Genomic DNA, 22,520 nt, shown 5'->3' on the forward strand with positions numbered 1-22,520 from the left:
TTAGTTAATTAAATAGTTAATAATGGCCGATTGCACATAGTACCCTTTTACCGACTCAATTTGATTCATTTGAAATTTTAACTGCAATTCTTGAATATCCAGCACGTCATTAAAATCAATAGTGCCTGTCTCGTAATTTTTGACCAGAATTTCTTCGGCATCTTGGGCTTGTTTTAGGTTACGGGCTTGTGTATTGTAAGCGATGCGTGCTTGGTTGCGTTGCGATTGCGCTTTCGCGAAAGCGGATTCCAACACATTTAATCGCTGTTCCCGTTGTGTTTCTATTTCTTGCCGTCGAAGTTCGTTTTGCCTTGAAATAGATTTATAACGGTTGTTGAAAATGGGGATGGAAACCGATACCATAGGCATCAGAACGTCTTTCCCATTATCGCTGAAGTTGACATCGCTACGTTCGGTTACGGGCAAGTAGTCCACACCAAAACCAATCATAGGCAAACTCTCACGCTGGTTAAGTAATTCAGATTGAGCCACAGATTCATAGAGCTTGTCGTATTTGAGTAGTTCCGGATTTAGCGTCAGCGCTTCATTGTTATAAAATGGGTCTTCCTGCGGAATTTCCATTTCTGGAACGACGTCAACAGTCATCATTGTATCACGATTAAGCAAGTTGTTGAAAGCCGTTTGTTCTGCTGTAAATTCTTCTTCCAGCACTTCCTTTTGTTGCTGTAACTCGTTCTGTCTTATCTGAAGTCGCAATACATCTACTGCACTCGCTTTGCCCACTTCTACAGATGTGAGTGCAAGTCGCTCATAGGTTTCCAGTAGTATTATGTTTTCATCCAGTACGGCTTGTTTGGCACGTATGGCATACAATCGGTAATAGGATTGTGCGACCGAAAGTGCGAGTTTGCGTTTTGCTATTGTGATTTCCACATATTCGGCATCTGCCATTGCGGTTGCATAATTTTCACGAGCGGTTATGGTTCCAAACCACGGTAACATCTGTTTTACGCCTATTCGTGCACGCTGTGCGCCCACTCTGGTTTCAGGCTCGCTCACAAAGTAGCCGGCACTTACTTCGGTATTTGGAATCCAATTGGCTTCGTTTACCTTTTCTTCGGCGATGTTGTATCGTAATTCAAAGGCTTGAATTTCTGAATTGTTGGCTTCGGCTTCCTGAATGTAGGATTGTAATTGTTGCGCTTTCGCGAAAGCGGAAACAAACAAAAACACCAGTATATATTTTAATTTCTTCATCTGTTTGCTCTTTTAAGTTGGTATTCCTTTTTCCAGCTGTATAAGACTGGCAGTAGGAAATAGGACGTAACATCGATTATCATTCCGCCAAAAATGGGTATCGCCATCGGTATCATTATATCGCTTCCCTTTCCTGTGGATGTGAGTACTGGTAGTAGTGCCAAAACTGTGGTTACGGTTGTCATCAAACACGGACGGATGCGTTTTCCAGCCGCTTCTAAAGTGGCAAGCCTTATACCTTTTTGAGAATCTGGGTCATTGCTTTTAAAAGATTGGTCTAAATAGGTGGCCATTACCACACCATCATCCGTAGCAATACCGAAAAGGGCAATAAAACCTACCCAAACGGCCACACTTAAATTGATGGTTTTCATATTGAACAAGTCCCGTAGATTCTCGCCAAAAAAGCTGAAATTGAAAAACCAATCTTGCCCATACAACCAAATCATTATGAAACCACCTGCAAAGGCTACGGCAATGGCGGTAAATACCATAAGTGATGTGGAAACTGACCTAAACTGGAAATACAAAATCAAGAAAATAACCAGTAAACAAAGTGGTACGACAACCGATAAGGTTTTTTCTGCTCGCAACTGATTTTCATAAGTTCCCGTAAAACGATAGCTCACACCTTGGGGTACGACCAGCGTACCGTTGTCTATGTTATCTTGGATTAAGGCTTGAGCATTTTCCACCACATCTACTTCGGCAAAGCCATCGAGTTTATCAAACAGCACATAGCCAATTAGAAAAGTATCTTCACTTTTAATGACCTGTGGTCCTTGCTCATATCGAATTTCAACAAATTCGCCCAGCGGTACGGGACTTCCTTTTTCAACGGGAACATAGATATTACGTAAGTCGTCTGGATTTGCCCGTAACTCTCGTGGATAACGAACCCGAACGGCATAGCGTTCACGACCTTCCACAGTTTGTGTGAGTGGCATACCACCAACTGCCACTTGAAGAATTTCCTGCACATCCATTATAGATATGCCGTAACGTGCCAGTTGGTCTCGCTTAATATCGATGAGCAAGTATGGTTTACCCACGATTCGGTCTGCAAAGACGGCTTGTTCTTTAACGCCTTCGGCTTTTTTTAGGATGTCTTCCAGTTGAAGTCCAAAGTTTTCTATCGACTTTAAATCGGGACCTTTTACCTTGATGCCCATTGGTGCTCGCATTCCCGTTTGTAGCATTACCAATCGGGTTTCGATGGGTTGCAACTTGGGTGCTGATGTCACGCCAGGCAACTTCGTAACTCGTACAATCTCGTTCCAAATATCATCTGGACTGCTCATTTCTGGTCGCCAGTTTCGGTAGTATTCGCCATCTTCATCTTCTATCAAATCATTGCTTGTGGCAATAGTCTTGAGCGATGCTTCAGCATAGTTGGCATTCTCATCTATCTCATTATTTGGGTTGATGATGAATTTACTGTTCTTCAGCACAAACAATCCATCGCCATTAACCTTATAGCGTTGTCGCTTGCCAGAGCTATTTCGCATATATTCAGATTTATACTGAATCACATTTTCATACATCGAGAGTGGTGCTGGGTCAAGAGCGCTTTCTGTCCTTCCAGCTTTTCCCACTACGGTTTCAATTTCAGGAATACTTGCCACGGCCATATCGAGCTGTTGTAGTACACGCTTGTTTTCTTCAACACCTGCGTGTGGTAAAGAAGTAGGCATCAACAGGAACGAGCCTTCATTGAGTGCTGGCATAAACTCTTTGCCCGTATTTCGCATTATGAGAATACCGAGCGTGAGCACCGTAGCCGGAACGATTAAGAATAGATATCGGTTTTGAAGTGCCCATCGCAGAATACGCCCGTAGTATATCCTGAAAATTGAGAATACACCGAGCAGTCCAAAACAGATAATGGAAACGAATATCAGGTTCATCACTATGCTTCGGTCAAAGCCCAATGGTCGCCAGTAGGTCGCGAGCAAGAATACGATGGCAACCGATGAAATGATAATGTCGATTAGGTTTTTACGCTTTCGCGAAAGCGTGCCACGCATCTTTAAAAATGATGTGATGGCAAAGGCGATAAGAATTAGTCCCAGCCAATAGCCATAAACGATAGCGAGAATTCCCAATAAAACAAGTGCGCCATTGATGGCATATTGGGTGCGTTCTCGTACACTCGTCTTGCGGAAAAGGAATGCCGCGATGGGTGGAATAATAAACAGCGCAATGACGAGCGATGCCGTGAGTGCCATTGTTTTAGTAAAGGCAAGCGGACGGAACAGTTTTCCTTCGGCACCAATCATCGTGAATACGGGCAGGAAACTGATTATTGTTGTTAAAACTGCGGTTAGGATAGCACCAGAAACTTCAGCAGTTGCATTGTAGATAATTTCGTTTGTGCTGTATTCCTTACCGTTTTCATTAAGGCGTAACTTTTCATCTTCCAAATGCCGTATCATATTTTCGGCGAGTATTACGCCCACGTCCACCATTGTGCCGATTGCAATGGCAATACCAGAAAGTGCGACGATGTTTGCATCTACATTAAAGAGCTTCATCGTGATAAAAACCATCAAAACGGCTACGGGCAACAATCCTGAAATGAGAATGGATGCACGCAGATTGAACACCATTATGATAATGACAAGAATGGTTATGAGAATTTCCAGCGTGAGTGCTTCGTTGAGCGTGTCTAACGTTTCTTCAATGAGTTCTGTACGGTCGTAAAATGGTACGATGGTCACTTGCGAAGTGCGACCATCTGCCAAAGTTTTTGTAGGAAGTCCAGAGCTGATTTCGGCAATTTGTGCCTTCACATTATTGATAACTTCCAACGGGTTTGCACCATAGCGAGCGACTACAACACCACCTACGACTTCGGCACCTTCCTTATCCAGAATACCACGTCTTGTCGCTGGCCCTAAATGAACATTAGCCACATCTTTGATACGGATGGAAGTGAAATTTTCAGAATCTACAACAGCACTTTCAATATCTGCGATAGACTTTACGTAACCTAATCCGCGCACGAGATATTCGGCTTGATTGATTTCGAGCGTTTGTGCGCCTATATCTTGATTGCTTTGCTTTACGGCTTTGACCACATCGCCCATACTTACATTGTACTGGCGCATTTTTTCTGGGTCGATATCCACTTGATATTCCTGAACATAACCACCTATGGATGCTACTTCAGAAACACCACTTGCAGAGGATAGCCCGTATTTCACATAGTAATCCTGTATGCTACGCAATTCCTGTAAATCCCAACCACCAGTTACATTGCCATCTTTATCACGACCTTCCAGCGTGTACCAAAATATCTGTCCGAGTCCTGTGGCATCTGGCCCAAGAGACGGATTGACACCATCGGGCAAGAGGTTTGCAGGAAGTGAGTTCAGTTTTTCGAGTATGCGACTGCGTGACCAGTAGAACTCAATGTCTTCTTCAAAGATGATGTAGATGCTGGAAAATCCAAACATAGAAGAACTACGAATGGTTTTCACGCCCGGAATACCGAGAAGGGAAGTGGTAAGCGGATATGTGATTTGGTCTTCAATATCCTGTGGCGAACGCCCTTGCCACTTGGTAAAAACAATCTGCTGGTTCTCACCAATATCAGGTATGGCATCTACGGCAACTGGGTCTGTAGGCAAAAAGCCAGTTTCCCAATTGAAGGGTGCGTTCACCACGCCCCAACCCACAAATAGGGCGAGTAATAGAACTGCAACAAGTTTGTTTTCTATGAGAAATTTAATGCTCTTATTCAGCATAGCATTTGATTATTAGATAATTGGAATTGCGTGTTGCATAAAATGGCAAACACGAGTTTTAGCCCACGGCAGCGTAGCTGTTGGGCTTCATTCTAAAAATCTAATAAATCAAATTAAGAAAGTCTGGTGCAGCACTTGCACATCCCGTTTGACAAAGGGTCGCGGGTAATCTTCAAAAGGAACTTCTTCAGATTCGGTTCCTTCAAAAAGGTTAATATAAGAATAGGTGAAAGCAGCGATGAACGTTTGCTGCTCGAATGAAAGTGTGTCAAAAGATATTTTAAGGTCGTCTTTGCCTTCCTTGACAATTTGCTGGTCAGTACAACACGACTTTTCAGTCATTTTAGGATTCTCACAACTTTTTACGGGTTGCGCTTTTTCCATTCCGCAACCTTCAGCTTTTGAAAATAAACTGAAATCGACCAAGTTTTCCCCACAATAGTGCATATCCACAGTAAATGACATTGTAGAGAACATCACTACGAAAGCCATCGAAATGGATAATATTTTATGGAACACTTGCTTCATTGTTGCAAAATTACAAAATTTTAACAGTTTTTATTGGGATTAACAGAAATTTAATTTGTTCAATAACTTAAATGTCTAATGTGATTGAGTATCCGTTTAAGATTTATTTTATGTTATTCTTGGCTTGTGGAAAATGACAATCTTTTAATGCTTTTCCACTTTTACAGGGGCAAGGGTCATTTGGGGACATAAATGTTTCTTTTACCATAAAATCAGCTTCCCCTTTAAATTTTCCTTCTTTACCAGTTTCCGCAATTTTTAGGATTTCTTCCATTTCAGCTTCTTTTCGTTTTAGTTCTTCAGCAGAAGGTTTTAGTCTTCGAGTAAGTTCCATATCAAAAACGTTGTCCCATATACGATACGTTTCAGAATCTTTAATAGGTGGCTCATCAAATAGTTCCCCATCTTTATTTACAGCCTTAAATTTTTTGAAATCATTTTTTAATTCTGGCAATGTGATAAAAAATGTATCAGCTGGCTGTACAGCGAAGAAAAGGTTCTTTAAAAATTTGTCATTCGTACTAAACACTCTTGCAAAAGGGACATAGAACAAATATTCTAAATCCAAGAGGTTTGTCAACCGTTCCCCACACAACGAATTATTTATACCAATGAAGTAGAGGCAGACAACTTCGTAACAATACATAGCATAATTGGCAAGACTATGTAAATCTGGATGTGACTCGTTTTTCCATCGAGCTTGAATAGACTCTTTTAAGTCTGGGTTGATTTCAAAATAATCTGTTACGAGATTCAATGTCTCTTCTGGTTCAAGTTCAACATAGAGTCGTTCCTGTAATCGCTCTTTTAATGCCAAAAACTTCTCTTCATTTGAAGGTTTGTGGTCTTTTATTTTGATGTCCCTAAGATGGTCAAATTTTGTTTTGAATGTTTTTACCACATCTTCATCCTTGGATTCTGTTCGCCATACATCAGCAATGATTTCATCCATTGTATCAAATTCGCCTTTTTTCCAGCGTTTAATGGATAATTCTTCGGGTGTTTCTACAAATGTCATTCCTTTCTTTGTGGGTGTATTTATAGACTTTTCGGCGCTTAAGAAAGGACGGTTATCTGCTGTCGTAAATTCGCCTGTCAGAGATTTTACAATCAAAATTTTATAATCCATATTAACATATGCATTATATGGGAACATCTTTTTCGCTAAATTGGTAACTTGTTCTTTAGGTGTTTTCTTACCCTCTTTTTCTTCTTTGGCAAGGTCGCCAAGAATTTCTGAAACCAACAAGGGTGTTATGTTAACAATGTAGTATTTATGAAGTTCTATTATATCTTCATAATTAAGTCCTTGAAATGTTGACTTATCTAATACTATTGGGATTGACATAATTGTAGTTTTAAATTGAAGTGTCTTAGGTAATTATAATCTTTCAAAACTACATTACTTAGGTATGTAAAATACACATTAATAACCATTACGTTTTATCTACTTATGTTTTGAACGTTCTTCTCTCTATTGTCTCGTAGCGACCATTCCCTTAGGTATTTAAAAGGAAATGGTATCACGGTTAAATCGCCATATCTCACAAAATCTACATTCATTAATGGCAGTATTTTATCGAAAAAGATAGGTGCCTCTGCAAATGCGGATATTTCACGAATTACCGATGCACGTCCAATTTTTGAGCGCATCCCATCGCCAATAGTTCCTACGTAATAGTGCAACTTTCCGTTTTCGGAATAGGAATGGATATCAAGGTTGCTATCCATTAGTTCGTATTTGGATTGGTCTCTCATATAAACTTTAAGAACCTTGCCAGTTTTATCCTCTATTTGTTTGGCCAATTTCTTTTTTACAGACCGATGGTCAATCAGTCGAAGAATTTCAGATTTTGAAATTGTGTCCTTCGAATATTCTTTGATGATGTCGCCGAAATGCCTATTCTGGGATGGCTCAATATCTATTTCTGAAAGCCATATTAAAAGGTCTTCTACATTGAATTCTTCATCTTTATCTTCAGATAATAGTTTTTTATAGATGTTTTGAAACTCTGGCAAAGTGAATAGGTCGGAACGTCTAATTACATTTATATCGCCTTTATCATTTTTAATGATGCCCTCTACAGATTTATCGTCACTAAAAATTGTGATTAAATCATCAAACTCTGACTGGTTGAAAAGCGATGGTTCTTTCCTTTCAAAAGACATCGAGCCATTTGGTGCAATGGTTAGGAAATAATATAAATCATTTCGGCTTATACCGAAAATTTGATTTGATTGATAATTATAGTTTGCCCAATCAACCAAAGAGACTTGATTAAGATGAACATCTCGTTTTATCAAAAGCTCTTTCACTATGGCTTTCACGGCGCTTTGGCTTTTAAAGTTAAAATCTTCGATTGTGATATGCTGAACTACACCATCAGTATTGCTATAAGAATCTTTAGTACCGTTATTCTCATAGTATACTTTATTGTGTAAAAGCTTTATGTTTAAAGCATTTGGTTTGTAATTATTTGAAATGGAAACTACGTTTTGCGGGAACAAGGATTTGAGCTTTTCCTGAAGTGTTTCAGCATAATCAATACCTTCTTCCTCAAGGCTGTTGATAATGTTCAATTTCAGCTTTTCTTTGGCAAGAATTGTATTGATGTCATCCTGTCCATTGCCTTTGAGCCTAATTGCCTTTGCAGTTTCTTTGCCTTCAAATGAAAGCTGAATATAGTTGGATAACTTGGATTGTATTTTTTCAGAAATTAATGACAGTTGTCCCATTTTACTTTCCGAAAAAGAATCCAAATCGCTAAAATCCATAAACGGAATCACGGTTTTTTTACCTTGCTCTTGTTTGATGATGAACACGTCTTTTGCATCGAGATTTTCAGACTTTAGAATACGTCTCATTGACTTTGTAGCGTGAACGTAAGTGTATTTAGCATATTCTTTAAGTTGTTTTCTCTCAAATTTAAGTCGTGACAAAAGCAACAGGCTCGTGAATGTTGTCGTTTTTAACTGTAATTGTAAATCTTTGTTGACTTTTACTTCTATCGCTGGGATTTTAGTAAGCAACTTACTGCTTCCAAATTTCCTTTTCTCGAAAAGAGATTCCTTGAAAAGAAATAATTTACCAGTCAAGTTGTTAAACTGTAATCGCTGACTTTTCGGTGCATTCAGGCTATTGATAAGAAGTTGGACTAAAAGATGTTGTGGAACATTTTGCAATTGCTCAATATCTAATACCCTGTAGTGTAATCTATCCATTTCGGTTCCTTCATCCAACACTCTACGTAAATCAATATTTGCAAATTCCGCTTTCGCGAAAAGCGTATATAAAGAACTGCCATTTTCAAAAACAACAGCTTTGGCCATCACATTTTGCGAGAACTCATCTATAAATTGCGCACCAAATTTTATATAGCCATCTGATTGTGTAAACTGAACGACTACGAAGTCTTCAATGATATTTTGAAAATTAATTGTTGGTGCAATTCGGTTTATGGTTACTTTGTTCATACGTTTCGCATTATTTTTTCAATGGCATCTTGGTTAAAATCTTTTCTCTCAACATCAAAAAGATTGGCAATTTCTATGATTCGTCCATCTAAGGTTTCAATAGGTTGATAATCACTTACCGCCAGAATATTTATGACAATAATTCTATCGCCATTCATTCCGTCAAGTTTCTTTAGGATTTTTTCTTTTGTTGTTAATGCATCGAATGAGGTGTATTCTTGCCAATGCTTAAAGTCTATATAGACGTCCTTATCTTTCACTTTAAAATCAAATCTTTCATAGTGTTCTTTTGATAATTCTTCCAATTCGATTTTCAGGTGTTCTTCTAAAATGAACTTGCCTATTTCTTCGCCCAATGCACCTTTATAAATATTATGGAATACAACAGGTGTTAGAATATATTTTCCGTTATTAAAATCAGTAGCATAACTATTAGACTCAAAATGAGCCTTTACATTTGGAATAAGCATCAGTTGTTCTAAGCGTGCCGAATATGCTGAAACGCTGAAGTCCTTGTCGTTGTTAAATGAAACATCTATTTTTTGGAAGTCGTTGGATTGATTGTAGGTATATGTATTGGCAACTTCCGGAAGTTCCACATAAATATCTAATACACGAATAAGGCTTTTGGCACGTTCTTCTGTCATCGTTGGGAAGCGTAGGCAAAGCTCTCTAAGTTGTTGCCATTCAATAATATCTTTTTTACGCCAAGCAAATTGTGGTCTTATAAATTTTCTGATATGGTCTAACGCACGCCCATTGGCAATGATTGCCTTGTTAACCAAAGCTTGGTACATATCGTTATCTTGGTGTTTATTATCACGACACGAATCAACCAATGCTTTAAATTCCCTCAGTACAATATTGTTATCTACATCATAACTGCATATTTCTTTCTTCAATTTTTCATCCGCCAGTATATAAATATGCTTTGCCTTCAGGTTGGTTCGGCATATCCTGCCAATGGCTTGGATGATGTATTTTGAATAGTGCTGTCTAATATTATAGTCATTGTAAAGCGCACCATTAGATTTATTGGGAATGTCGTTTGAATTTATGGATGCCATTAGATTCCTAAATGCTCTGGTAACTTCTAAATTGAGTGTTCTGAGCGAAATCCTACCTGCTTCTAAAAGAAATTCTAACTGAAACAGATATTTAATAAAACCTTCTTCATCTAATTTTTTGTTGACCAATTGTATGAGATGGGTTGGCTTATCTAAGTAAATTGCATTGATATCGGTCTTTGTTGTATTAAATGTTTCTAATTCTTCGCTACGAATATCTATTAACTCGGACACATCTGGCGAGAGGTATTGAAGATTTTGACCCGCACCCATTGTTTGGTACATAGATATTAAAAAAAGCTTTTGACCATTTTGAAGTTGGTTTGTGAAATCCTCTTTTTTATTTTCAAAATCTGCGCTGTTGATTATTCGATAAGAATTGGCAACTTTATAAGACGATTGGCCATCATCATCGAGTGACAGAAATTTGTTTTGGGCTTTGTGCAAAAAGATGAGTTCGTCAAAAATCCGTTCTAAAGTTGTGCTGTTGAGTTGGCTATCAAAGGGTTTTGGTTCTTTGTTTAACAAGCACAGCATTGCGTTAATGCCATCTTCTTTAATGAAATAATTGAAGGCAGTAGCGATTCTCAGATATCTACTTTGTACATAACCGTCAGGATTATCGATTTGACCAATAATGTCATCCGCCATTTCCTCATCATTGTCAAACAACACAATAAATTCCTTTCTTATTTTTTCGGTAGCCTCTGTATTGATAACCCATATAGGATGAAGACTTACTTTTTCATAGTTCTGAGTTTGCTTATCCACTAAGGATTTTAAGGAAAGAGAATCTTGTTCTGATAACTCACAAAATTTGTCGCCTAACTGTTTTTTAAGATATCCAATGTCAAAATTGCCAGTAACCGTCTCTACTTTAGCAGTAGCCGAGATACCCACAACCTTTGCACGTTCTGCCAGTTTTAAAAGAAATTTTTCAGGTGTATTGAAAAACTCATAAATGTAAGTTTTGGTAATAGTTTCGTGTTGTTCATCGTCTATGAAATCATAGTATCTAAAACCATTCTCGTAGATGCTGAAATCGTATAATATCTCATCTTTCTTCTTTTTCTCTTTAGGATTGGTGCGTTCCCTTTCGGATAGGATGCTATCCATTACCCATATTTTATATCTGCCTTCGAGCCTGAATTCTTCTAATACAGAGCTGAGAGCCAAATCATAACCATATTCAGAATCTGTTGCCTTTCTGCGTTCGTTTACAGTTTGTTGGTAATTGTCAGCAAGACTTTTTACAGCACCCTTGAAATAAGAAACGAAACCTTTAATTTGATTAAGAAGTGTTACTACATTTTTATTCCGATCATTAGGCTTATCATCTGTGAAATTGAGATGATTCATTTTTTTGCTCTCGCTTGAATCTATTTCAATATATTTCTTATTATTTCGATATACAGAATGATAATGAAAGTCGTGAAAAAGTAGGTTTCGTTCTCTTGATAATCCAGCAGCTTCAGTTGTTTTAAAACTGTAGCTGATACTGAATTTATCTACGATTTCTTCTGCCTTTTTCTTTAGTTCTTCTTCAATATTCTCTAAAGGAAGATATTTATAGCCTTCATCAATAAGTTGCTGTCTCTTTATGGAATGCTCTATGAAATCCTGCGGTAACTTGTTATTGGATAGTGCCCAGTAAATTTCGTTAAACAGATGTATATAATCTATTTTCTGTTTTTTGCCACGCTTAATGATGTTCTTTAAAATACTGTCCTTGGATGCATCAATTTCGTCTATAAAAACAATGGCATCCTTGGTAATGTCATTGTTGGAAAAATGGTAAGATGGCTCTACTATCGTACTATTTTGGGCATAAAATTTATCTATACTCAAAAAGAAAATTTTCCGTTCTGAAGAAAATACCGAAGGATAAAGTTTGCCAACCCATTGCAAGGACTTATCTGTCTTAATGGCTTTTAATCGTTCCCTTTTATTAGGGTAATTTTCCTTGAGATAAATCTCTATCCGTCGTCTAAACTCACGCTCTTGCTTAGTTCGCAATTCATTTTTAGCTTTTTTAAGAATATCCTTAAAGCTTCCTGTACCTTCATATCGGTTTATCAATTCAACTTGGTTTTTCAAATCCCAATAGGCACTTAATTTTATAAAATATTCCGGTATTTCATCTTTGACTTTATCAAAGTTCTTTAGTACAAAACCAGAATTGGAATCTAAAAAAAGAACGTGTTTATCAAAGTCATTAGCCTTTTTGTTTTTTACAAAAAAGTCGTTTCTCAAGTCGTCAATTGGTAGATTCTTTTTAAGGTTGGTTACAAAGAATATTTTGCGTCCTTCTTTACAGTAGTCCTTATAATTCTCGAAAATCCATTTTAAGACATTATACGTTTTACCTGAGCCTGTAGGTGGGTCAAATAGCAGTAATCCGTTTTCTGCATTGCAATGGTTATTTAAAATTTCAATCATTGATTTCAGGGTATTTAATCATTGAATTCAAGACATAAAAAAAGCTTCTTACGAAGCCAGAAATTATTACCGCTAAAAAGTTTTACCTTATTTGAATTCGTTCAACAATTATAATAAATTTTGAGGGTATTTGAATAAGAATGGTTGCGAAAAGAATAAAGTAATCATTGAAATAAATTGAATTTCAGATAAAGATAAGTAGACAAAATCTAAGAATCCCATAGGTTAAAATGGTAATATCTGACCAGTAAATTCTTTGAATATTTCGCTGGCGAGCACTTTGTCGAATGCTTTTTGAGTTACTAAATCATATAATTTAGCTTTGAGAAGTTGTCCAAATGATTTTTTGTCAAGGTTTGGAATATCCTCTCGTAGCTCATCAAATTCATCAAAGATGATTTGCTGGCCATAACCTAATTTTTCAATTTCTGAGAGCACTTTTTTAATCAGTTCCTTTAGTTCTTCGTCAGAGCTACTAATTTTCGTGTAGTCTGTAACTTGCGCTTTTCTTGACTGTTCTATCGCATACTTACCTTCTAATGTAAGTCTGGCACCTGTGTCTTTAGTAGTAATAGTATCAATAAAATTTCTGTTTTCGAGCATTTTGGCATAATCCCAATCTTCGCCGTGATTGTTCAATTTTACGCCATTGCCTTCAAGTATCCATTTGATAGAATGATATAATCTGTCATCATAAAGGTCATAGAGTTTGTTAAGAATGAGGTCAAGTCTACCCTCGGTGTCAAGTTTCTTGCGTTCTTCTAAATTAATTTCCTCAGCTCTTATTATTGCATCTGAAATGAATAGCATTTTTAAGTAGTAGTGAAGACCATTGATTTCATCCTTAAGGGCTTGAATTATGTTTTTAATCCTTTGGTCAATACCTAATTTGAAGCCAGTATTATAACCTCGCTGGGCTTTGAATTCATATCTAAAGTTTGTGTGTTCAGGTTCAAAGGAAGTTTTTACGTAGTCAATTACGTCGCTTTCCCAACGTTGTTTTTCTTCCTTTAGGCTTTCTAAATTTTCTTCAGTTCTTGAAGATTTATATTTATCAATCAGAGCTTCGCCATTAACCTTGTATTCTTCAATTTTATTTTGGAAATCTATCCATTTGACCTTTAAAACCATACACCTAAAATATTAGCTTGCAAAGGTATAAGAATGAAAATCTAAAATGTTAAAATTACTAAGGAAGATGTTCACAGCTGGTAAACATTTTGCCTAAAAATTGACCACGCTATCCAATGCATCATCGGCATCTTTGTGGATGAAATTCGTTTATGTGGAAGTAATTTATGGACTTAATCGATAGCTGTCTTTCTGGAAGGACCTATCCTTTTTTTAATACGTAATCCAAAGCCTCGTCTTTGATTTCAGCCTTCGATTTACGATTATTTTGAAGCAGCCATTCATTTAGACGATTGATATCAAAAAATATCAATTTACCATTTGGTTTGCTGTGAGGAACGATTCCAGCCGAGGTTAACTTGTACAAATAACTTCGAGAAATACCCGTGTAATTACAAGCCTCTTCCAAAGTAAGTACCTGTTTTGTACCTAATAATAAACTCTCGATTCTATCGAGTTTTTCTTGAATTGTGATACTTTCCATCCTAATTTTTTCGCTGTGCAAAACTCTATAGAGTATATATTTTTCTCAGTATAATTCTTGAATTAAAGGTATAAATAACGAGTCTAAAATAAGATTGAAAGTATTGTTACTTATTCACAATAATCACAAGTACAGATACTTAACTTCATTTACGATTAAATGAGTTTAAATTTTATTGCCATTATAAAATTGAATCATAAATAGTTCAACTTGACATTATATATATTTGAGCTGGAAATCCAAGATTCTGAGTTATTAACAATTAAGCAGTTTCTAAAATGTTTAATTCCAACGTCGGGACTAAATTTGCCGCTTCTTTCATTTTCTTGTCAATTATTTTGGCATAGATTTCAGTAGTCCTTATTTCCTTATGCCCTAAGCGTTTTGAGACTGTATAGATGTCCGCCCCATTTTCGAGTAATAATACTGCGTTAGTGTGGCGAGCAGAATGAAAAGTAATATGCTTGGTTATACCAGCAAACATACACCATCGCAGTAGTTGAAGATTCATATGCGCACTATAACGCAAGTTAGTGAAAACCCTATCTTTTGGGTCAGAACGTTCGCCTAACAATTCTCTGGCTTGTTTAGAGATATATAGATATTCCATACCCTCGGTCTTTTTCTGTTTAAAGACTATACGGAAAATTTCATTACCAGAATTGTCAATTCCTTCGTCCCTAACTTCAGACCACGTTAGCTTATGAATATCCGACCATCTTATGCCTGTTAATGCAGAAAATAGAAAGGCTTGTTTGAAAACTTTAATCTTGCAAGGTGTTTTTGCAAGGCTTTTTAATTCATCTGAAGTTAGATATTCTCTTTTGGATTCACCCATTGCAAACCCTTTAACTTTAACAATAAGATTTTCTTTCAAATAGCCTTCTTCAAATGCAGCTCGCATACACGCCTTAAATTTATTGAAATAGGTATGCTTCGTATTTTGAGATAAGTTTTTCTCGCTCTTAGTTACGGCAACAGTATCAAGGTGTTTTTTAAACCCTTTTATAAAATCAATATTAATGTCATTAAACGTAGTGGTGTAAGGGCAATATCTTTCGATGTGTTTCTGTGCTGCATCCCAATTATCGTAGTTACCCTTTGTTTGATAACGTTCTTCCTTTTTAAGGTTGTAGAACTCTATAAAACTTGTCCTTCCTCTTGAATTATTCTGAATTTTATATTTACCCTGATAGACTTCGGCTTTACGGATAGCTAATATTTGTTGTGCCAACTCAAGCTGTTCTTTGTTTTTCTTTCTTTCAGAAGCTGTATTAGGAATAGTAATAAGATAAAGCTCTAAGTACTCAAATTCTCGGATATGCTTTATCTTTCCCTCGGTAGTAGTTTTATGACCTTTATAGTATTCGATATAGAGGCTCGTTTTTCCACTTTTTAATTTCTTCTTTCTTAGATGGATTTTCATAACAGGTGTAATTTTTACACCTCAGGTGTAAAAAATAATTTCGAGGTGTAAATTAGATGTAATAAAAGTATGAAAATCGGATAACCAAGAGAAAGTAAAACTTCGAGAGTTATTAACAGTCATTTGATTTACAGGCAATTAAACCCAATTGAAATCAAATAATATTAGCAACTATTTCCCGATACAGAAATTAGCAAAAATATTCCCCAACAAATCATCGTTGGTTATTTCACCAGTGATTTCCCCAAAATGAAATAATGCTTGTCTAATGTCGATTGCCATAAGGTCTCCGCTCAATCCTGCGTCGATACCTTCTTGTACTTTATTGATTTCTTCGAGCGCTTTTAATAGTGCATCGTAGTGGCGAGTATTTGTAACAATGGTTTCATTGTTTCGCAAAGCTCCCGTGTTCACAAAATTGAGCAGTGTCGTTTTTAATTCTTCAACACCTTCGCCGTTTTTTGCTGAAATGGTTAACAAATTTGTAATTTTTGATTTCAATTTTGAAATTTCTGACTCTGAAAGTCTGTCAATTTTATTTGCAATTACAACTAACTTTTTTTGCGGATATTTATTTTTAATTTTAGCAATTTCTATATTGAATTTTTCTATTGCTTTTTCATCAATTTCTTCTGCATTAAAAAGATAAATCACTACCTGCGCTTGCTCAATTTTTTCAAAAGTTTTTTTAATTCCTAGACCTTCAATGGTATCGGTTGTCTCTCTAATTCCTGCGGTGTCTATAAAACGAAAGCTTATTCCACCAATATTTATTTCGTCTTCAATGGTGTCCCTCGTAGTCCCTGCAATGTCGCTCACAATAGCGCGCTCTTCATTTAATAGTGCGTTGAGCAATGTCGATTTTCCCACATTAGGTTCGCCCACAATCGCTACCGGAATCCCATTTTTCAATACATTTCCTGTGGCAAAAGAGTCAATCAATCTTTTTAAAACCAATGTGATTTTGGATATTAATTTCTGAAAATCATCACGGTTTGCAAATTCTACATCTTCTTCAGCAAAATCCAATTCTAATTCTATCAACGATGCAAAATTGAGCAGCTCTTCCCGAAGTCGTTTAATTTCAGAAGAAAAACCGCCACGCATTTGTTGAATGGCAAGTTGGTGTGAAGCTTCGGAATCACTTGAAATTAAATCGGCTACTGCTTCGGCTTGGCTTAGATCCATTTTTCCATTTAAGAATGCACGTAGTGTAAATTCGCCAGCAGTGGCCATTCTAGCACCTTTACGAAGACATAATTGGATAATTTCTTGTTGGATAAACGAGCTTCCGTGGCAGGAAAATTCTACCACATCTTCGCCCGTATAACTATTTGGGTTTTTAAAAATCGTTGCGAGCACTTCATCAATCACCCGACTGCCTTCTTTTATATGGCCAAGATGAACAGTGTGTGTTTTTTGTTCTGCGAGCTTCTTTTTTGAAACCGAATGAAAAATTTGTGAGGCTATTGTAATTGCTTCATCTCCCGAAATTCTAATAACGGCAATGGCTCCCGCACCAGAAGGTGTGGCAAGTGCGACAATGGTTTCTTGGTGCGTCATGGTGGCAAAAATAAGTATTTTAATATCAGTACTATTTCCGAAGTATAAAAAAAAGAGACTCCATAATGAAGTCTCTTTTGTAACTAAGTGAATAATTTTGATTATTCAATAATCAATTTTTTAGTCCCAAGACTTGTTTTGTTTTCGAGTACATTGATAAGATATATTCCAGAGGACATTCCTGTTAGGTCCATTCTATTTGCTGATGAAAAGTCATCAACTTGAACACTTTTAACACGTCTGCCTAGATTGTCATAAACCTCAATAGTCGTTGCATTTTGAATATCATTTAAGTCCACATAAAATATTCCTGTTGATGGATTGGGATATACAGAGAAATTTGACGCATATAATACCTCATCAGCGCCTAAAGTAATATCGGTTGGTGCGTTACCAAAAGTTATGAAATAAGATGAAACAATAAGGTGTGGATTAAAGCCATCATCGCAGTTATTACAAGTCGTTCCAGTGATACAATCTGGATTGTTGGGGTGACAAAAATCAACATAATCCTCATCAAAACGATATTTTAAAAGCAACGAAGGTTCATTAACCAATGCCCCCATATCATAATCAAAAAATTGTGCAATTGAACCAGGACACCATCCAGCTCTATCAAATTGCCATGTACCGTTTTGTGGGCTACAACCATCTGGATTTGGATTACAATCATTCCAATTGTTTTGCTCAAATGTTTCTTCATTATTCACTAGAATATGATGCGTATCATTGTGAAATTCGGCAGCATTTGCCGTGTTGTTATCTCCCCAACCATGACCAGTTGATACTAATTTTATCTTAGCTGCTTCTGTGCTTTCTGATACATCTATGTTAAAATATTCTGTAGGTTGTAGGTTTGCCATATCACCAAATTGGTAGGTTTGATACCACAATTTTGAGACCGTACTATAGGGATATTCGGGAGCGCCTGCGCGATAATCGAGTAGGAGTGTGTATAGAAAACCGTTTCCTTGAGTTCCTAGATTTACTCTAAATTTTGTCTTACCCGCAAGCAAAGAAGCAAAATCGGTTAAATCAATTTCGCTCTCACAAGCAACTCCGTAAGGTGTTAGGTATCTAATTATTTCAAACCATTCTCCATCTTTACCTTGAGCTTCAACCGAAGATACTCTATCCCAAGGATCACAACCACCAATAGGACAGTCGATAATCAATGAAGCTGTAATTTGGTCAAAAGCTCCAATAGAGCTTGGTAATTCTGCTTCAACAGTCACCGTGGGAATATCACCTTTTACCCAAACTTGGTCTGTTGCCACTGCTGAAACATCACTAACTGAAGCGGTAACATTCACTGTAGTCGTCACTGTATTTTCTACATTAAAATTATTGGTTCCTTTTACTTCAATGTCAAAACTGCCATATGAGCTTGGAGTCCACCATCCTGTGTAAAACCCATTCTCATGGTCTGTTAAAGTTACATCAGTACCATCAATAGTAACAGATACTTCTTCAATTGAAAACAACTCTGGATATTCAATAGATGCACTAACCGCTACTTGAAGAGGAATCAATGAAGGAGCATATACATTGCCAGCTAATGGGTGATTTAATTCTGCCATAACAACTACGTTTGCAGGGTCGAGCACTTCAAAATTAACCGTAACGTCCTGTGCAGGGTCAAAATCACCATTCCCGGGTTGTGATGCCCGTACAACTACGGTACCTGCAGTACCATCTAAAGTAACCAAATCTCCAGCTACGGCAGCAGGTCCTGAAACAATCTCATAAATTACCGGTAGTCCAGACGTTGCAGTAGCTTCTAATTGAAATGGTGCGTCTGTTATTAATTTGTTGGGCACTTGCGGAAAATTGATAGCTTGCGCACCAGATTCTAACATCCCGTCAAAATTTGACGTATTTCCCATTAAGGCAAAATTTAATAAATTAGAGTGTTTATTGGCATCACTACTAATATCGAATAGTTGCGTAATATTTGTGTTATTGCCTCCTGGAGTCCCTTGATTAAACTTGTAATAAATTTGAAGACCCGCCTCGTTGCCCAAAAGTTCATTGGCAATCATGTCTTGAATTTGAGTTTGAGTAAGCGCTGTATTCCATAAAGAAACCTCATCTGCACGACCCTTAAAAATAAAATTGAATCCCGGTTGTAAACATTTACCTATTGTAAATGGGCGATCCATAGATTGAAACGTTCCAGATGCTGGACTACTCCCTACTGAAGTTCCGTCCACAAAAAGCTCAACGGTAGTCTCGTTAAAAACCCACGCCACGTGTTGCCATACTCCAGCTTGTATTGTTCCGGCAGGCGCCACAACTTGGTGTAGACCAGTAGTAGTAATAACCCTGCACTCAACAGTACCATTGTTTAGCTGTATTAAATACATTTCGCCATTGCCAGTTCCTCCGCCTCTTATACTCATCATTCCAGAACCATAGATAAGCTCGTCTGTATAAAACCACCCTGCCATTGAAATGGTGTTAGAACCATTTACATAAGAGGCGCCGTTGGTAAGTTCGGTGTAATCATCTACTCCATCAAAGTGCAGATATTGGTTGGATTGTGCTACAATTTGTTGTGCAGAAAAAAAGCTGCATATTAAAGCTATTGCAAGATAAATTCTTTTCATAATATTTTGTTAATTTTTGAGGTAGTAAAAATAACAAAACTATTTTTTAAACTGTTCAAAATTAGAATTATGTATTACTAATTTAGGTTAAAAAGAAAAAGTTTTATTTCAACTTCGGAAATATTGAATATTTAAAACCTGATAATCAATGTTTAAAAATAGGTTTTGTAACATTAATACTACCTTTGCTACAAATACATCGAAATACAAATCAAACAATGGATTCAAAAAATTCAAATGATAATTTCAAACCTGTGATAAAGCAACTTGCTTTATTTGTAGGTGTCGCCATAGTAGCTTATATTATTGCCACAGTCGTTATTAATCTTTTAAAGTCATAGTCATGGAAGTGCTCAATCAAACCCAAAAAGTAGAAGACCGAAATCTTTTAATCATTACGCATTTATTGCAGCTTTTAACATATGTTACTGGATTTGGTGGGCTAATTGCACCCTTAATAATTTGGGCTTCCAAAAAGGATACGATAGAAGATATGGATATTCACGGAAAGCAAATCATCAATTTTCAAATAAGTTTAATCGTATATGCCATTATTAGCATCCCAATGATATTGGCTCTTGGATTAGGAATTTTGATGTTAATTGCAGTAGGTTTTCTAGGTTTCATAATGCCCATCGTAAATGCCATTAAAGCCTCGAACGGTGAGATGCCAAATACTTTTGGAACGATTACTTTTTTGAAATAAACTTCTTTCAAAAAACGTAGTTTACTTTCAAGCTTGTATAAAAATTGAGAGGTTCTCCCGGATAAAAATATCTTGGAGCCGTATTTCCAAATGACGTGGCATTGATCAATATGGATGAAGCGTATTTTTCATTGGTAATATTATTTATACCTGCTGAAATAATAGCCGTTAAATATTTATAGATTTCTTTTTTAAATCCAGTTTGCACATTAACTACTTGGTACGAATCACTGAATAATGAGTTATCATCTGTGATGGGTTGGCTGCCTATATATTGATAATTTGTGTTGGCGTACAAACCATTTTCGTGGTAAAATCTCAATCCAGCGGTAATCTTTTTATCGGGTACTCCCGTCAAATCATTTCCAGAAAAATCATTATCTCCATCCACAAAATCAATGAATTTATGTGCACTAAATTCGGTGTTTACATAGATATCTATTTTTATGTTTTTCGAAATAGAATTTTTATAATTGACCGAAAGTTCTAACCCTTTATGTTCTGTTTTTCCTGCATTTCTACCAATAAATTGGTCATCACCCACACGTTCGGCTACCAACAAATCTTGAATGGATAGGAGGTACCCACTTAATTCAACATTCAATTTATTTTTAAAAAAAGAAGTTTTGCTACCCATTTCATAATTCCATCCTTTTTCTGGAGCGATTTCGGGATTGATAATTCCGTCGGGAGTTAATGTTTCTTCAACACTGGGATAATTAAATCCACGACTCACATTTCCGAAGAACGTAAATTGATTATTGAGTGCATACACTAAGTTGAAATTAGGCGCGAATATCGTTTCAAAATCTCTATTTGCACTTCTGTTTTCTGGTCCTTGGGTAAACAAATCTGAATATTGATAATTGGTTTTATTTACATTGAGTCCGATTTCGGTTTTTAACTTTGGAGTTAGTGAAAAATTCACGGTACCAAATACATTTACGCTTGTTCTCTTTTCTTTGTTATCGCTCAGCATTTCTCCCTCTAAGCTTCCAAATCCGTTATTTATTTCATACAAATTTTCAATCGTTTCCCAATTATAAATATCTTGATTCCATTCTGTGCCAAGATTGATTGTTGTTGTTCCGTTTCGGTTAAAATAATCTTTTGTGAAAACACTTCTCACACCATATCCATTTGTAAATTGGTCGAGAATATTAAAAGGGCGAGGTTCGTAGGAGTCTAAATAGGAGTAGTAAATACTGGTTGTGTTGCTAATGGAAGAAGAAATTTTAGACTCCAAATTAAAGCCCGCAGTTATTGAATTATTGTCTTCAAAACCTTTTGCTTGTCCCCACGTAAAAGCCGCCTGTGCAGGGTCTTCTTCAAAATCCTCCCGAGAAAGTGAACTGGCAATATGTGCAAACGTATTGAAATGTTGTAACAAAAAACCGATTGAAAAATTATCATCCAAAGTCGACTTTATCGCGAGTAAATAACTGTTTCTGTAATAGGCATTATTTTCTCGAAATCCTTTAGATTCCAAATGGTCGTAACTATAGAGAACACTTAAATTTTCATCTTCGATTGCTAGATTTGTGGTGTGCTTGAACAAACCAAATGACCCCACGGTAAAATTGTTTTGTAAAGAAAGTCCGTCTGCTTCGGGTTTTTTTGTGGAGAGCAATAAGGTGCCGCCCAAGTTGGTCCCAAACTGGGTTGCTTTCGGTCCTTTTACAATTTCGAAATAGCCTATGTCGCTTGTATTGTAACTATCTATTGAAGTTTCCCCAGCACCATTTGTAATGGGAATTCCGTTGAAATAAGCTCTTATCTTGTTTGTCCCGAACAATGTTCTTGAACCCACACCACGTATGGTAATTCTGTTGGTATTTATCGCCCCACTTTGAATATAAACTCCGGGTGTCTGGTTGACAACATCTACAAGGTCAACAGGGCTAAATTGAGATATTTCGTCTTTGGTTATCATCGTTGTTGGAGCAATGGTACCACTATCTTTTAAAAATGTTGCAGAGAGTATTATGGTTTGTAACGTTTCAGAAACTAGAGAATCTTGCTTTACATTTGATGACTTTTCTGAAATTTCTTGCGCATTGACCTTATGTAAACAAAAGACGGCCAAACAAACGGCCGCCAGTGTAATTTTTATAAATTTCATTAAT

The 22,520-nt window shown here is 36.6% G+C and carries 13 protein-coding genes; 1 reads left to right on the forward strand and 12 read right to left on the reverse strand.

Annotation, left to right across the window (positions count from 1 at the left end; translation table 11 throughout):
* From ACSHW7_RS14550 to ACSHW7_RS14600, 11 genes are all read right to left on the reverse strand, one after another.
* Positions 1-1,218: a TolC family protein gene (locus tag ACSHW7_RS14550; protein WP_435680096.1), complete on the reverse strand. Its 1,218-nt coding sequence runs from the start codon at positions 1,216-1,218 to the stop codon at positions 1-3.
* The gene (locus ACSHW7_RS14555; RefSeq protein ID WP_435680097.1) at positions 1,215-4,967 is read right to left on the reverse strand and encodes an efflux RND transporter permease subunit; all 3,753 of its coding nucleotides are present in this window, start codon (positions 4,965-4,967) and stop codon (positions 1,215-1,217) included. Before ACSHW7_RS14555 ends, ACSHW7_RS14550 begins: the two co-directional genes overlap by 4 nt.
* Before the next feature lie 108 nt (positions 4,968-5,075).
* Positions 5,076-5,495 carry an HYC_CC_PP family protein gene (locus tag ACSHW7_RS14560; RefSeq protein WP_435680098.1) on the reverse strand — a complete coding sequence of 140 codons (420 nt, stop codon included), beginning with the start codon at positions 5,493-5,495 and terminating at the stop codon, positions 5,076-5,078.
* Positions 5,496-5,598: 103 nt separating this feature from the next.
* Positions 5,599-6,843 carry a YecA family protein gene (locus ACSHW7_RS14565; protein ID WP_435680099.1) on the reverse strand — a complete coding sequence of 415 codons (1,245 nt, stop codon included), beginning with the start codon at positions 6,841-6,843 and terminating at the stop codon, positions 5,599-5,601.
* A 95-nt stretch (positions 6,844-6,938) separates the two neighbouring features.
* The gene (locus ACSHW7_RS14570; protein ID WP_435680100.1) at positions 6,939-8,969 is read right to left on the reverse strand and encodes a hypothetical protein; all 2,031 of its coding nucleotides are present in this window, start codon (positions 8,967-8,969) and stop codon (positions 6,939-6,941) included.
* A complete protein-coding gene (locus tag ACSHW7_RS14575) occupies positions 8,966-12,475 on the reverse strand; it encodes a hypothetical protein (protein ID WP_435680101.1) in 3,510 nt (1,169 codons plus the stop codon). The genes ACSHW7_RS14570 and ACSHW7_RS14575 overlap by 4 nt, the downstream gene beginning before the upstream one ends.
* Positions 12,476-12,700: 225 nt before the next feature.
* Positions 12,701-13,606, reverse strand: coding sequence for a hypothetical protein (locus ACSHW7_RS14580; RefSeq protein WP_435680102.1), 906 nt, complete (start codon positions 13,604-13,606; stop codon positions 12,701-12,703).
* Positions 13,607-13,808: 202 nt separating this feature from the next.
* Positions 13,809-14,090 carry a helix-turn-helix transcriptional regulator gene (locus ACSHW7_RS14585; protein WP_435680103.1) on the reverse strand — a complete coding sequence of 94 codons (282 nt, stop codon included), beginning with the start codon at positions 14,088-14,090 and terminating at the stop codon, positions 13,809-13,811.
* Positions 14,091-14,352: 262 nt separating this feature from the next.
* Complete coding sequence (locus tag ACSHW7_RS14590; protein WP_435680104.1) at positions 14,353-15,516, reverse strand: tyrosine-type recombinase/integrase; 1,164 nt, start codon at positions 15,514-15,516, stop codon at positions 14,353-14,355.
* 171 nt (positions 15,517-15,687) lie between these two features.
* Complete coding sequence (gene mnmE, locus ACSHW7_RS14595; RefSeq protein WP_435680105.1) at positions 15,688-17,079, reverse strand: tRNA uridine-5-carboxymethylaminomethyl(34) synthesis GTPase MnmE; 1,392 nt, start codon at positions 17,077-17,079, stop codon at positions 15,688-15,690.
* A 101-nt stretch (positions 17,080-17,180) separates the two neighbouring features.
* Positions 17,181-19,688 (reverse strand): LamG-like jellyroll fold domain-containing protein, encoded by a 2,508-nt coding sequence (locus ACSHW7_RS14600; protein ID WP_435680106.1) that lies wholly within the window; start codon positions 19,686-19,688, stop codon positions 17,181-17,183.
* A 343-nt stretch (positions 19,689-20,031) separates the two neighbouring features.
* Here ACSHW7_RS14600 and ACSHW7_RS14605 point away from each other — a divergent pair, with 343 nt between their 5' ends.
* Positions 20,032-20,394: a DUF4870 domain-containing protein gene (locus tag ACSHW7_RS14605; protein ID WP_435680107.1), complete on the forward strand. Its 363-nt coding sequence runs from the start codon at positions 20,032-20,034 to the stop codon at positions 20,392-20,394.
* Between the two features lie 7 nt (positions 20,395-20,401).
* Here ACSHW7_RS14605 and ACSHW7_RS14610 read toward each other — a convergent pair whose 3' ends face one another.
* Positions 20,402-22,516, reverse strand: a complete 2,115-nt coding sequence (locus tag ACSHW7_RS14610; RefSeq protein WP_435680108.1) for a TonB-dependent receptor family protein — start codon at positions 22,514-22,516, stop codon at positions 20,402-20,404.
* Positions 22,517-22,520 lie beyond the last annotated feature (4 nt).

The organism is Patiriisocius sp. (assembly GCF_051252435.1).
Lineage (GTDB): Bacteria > Bacteroidota > Bacteroidia > Flavobacteriales > Flavobacteriaceae > Patiriisocius.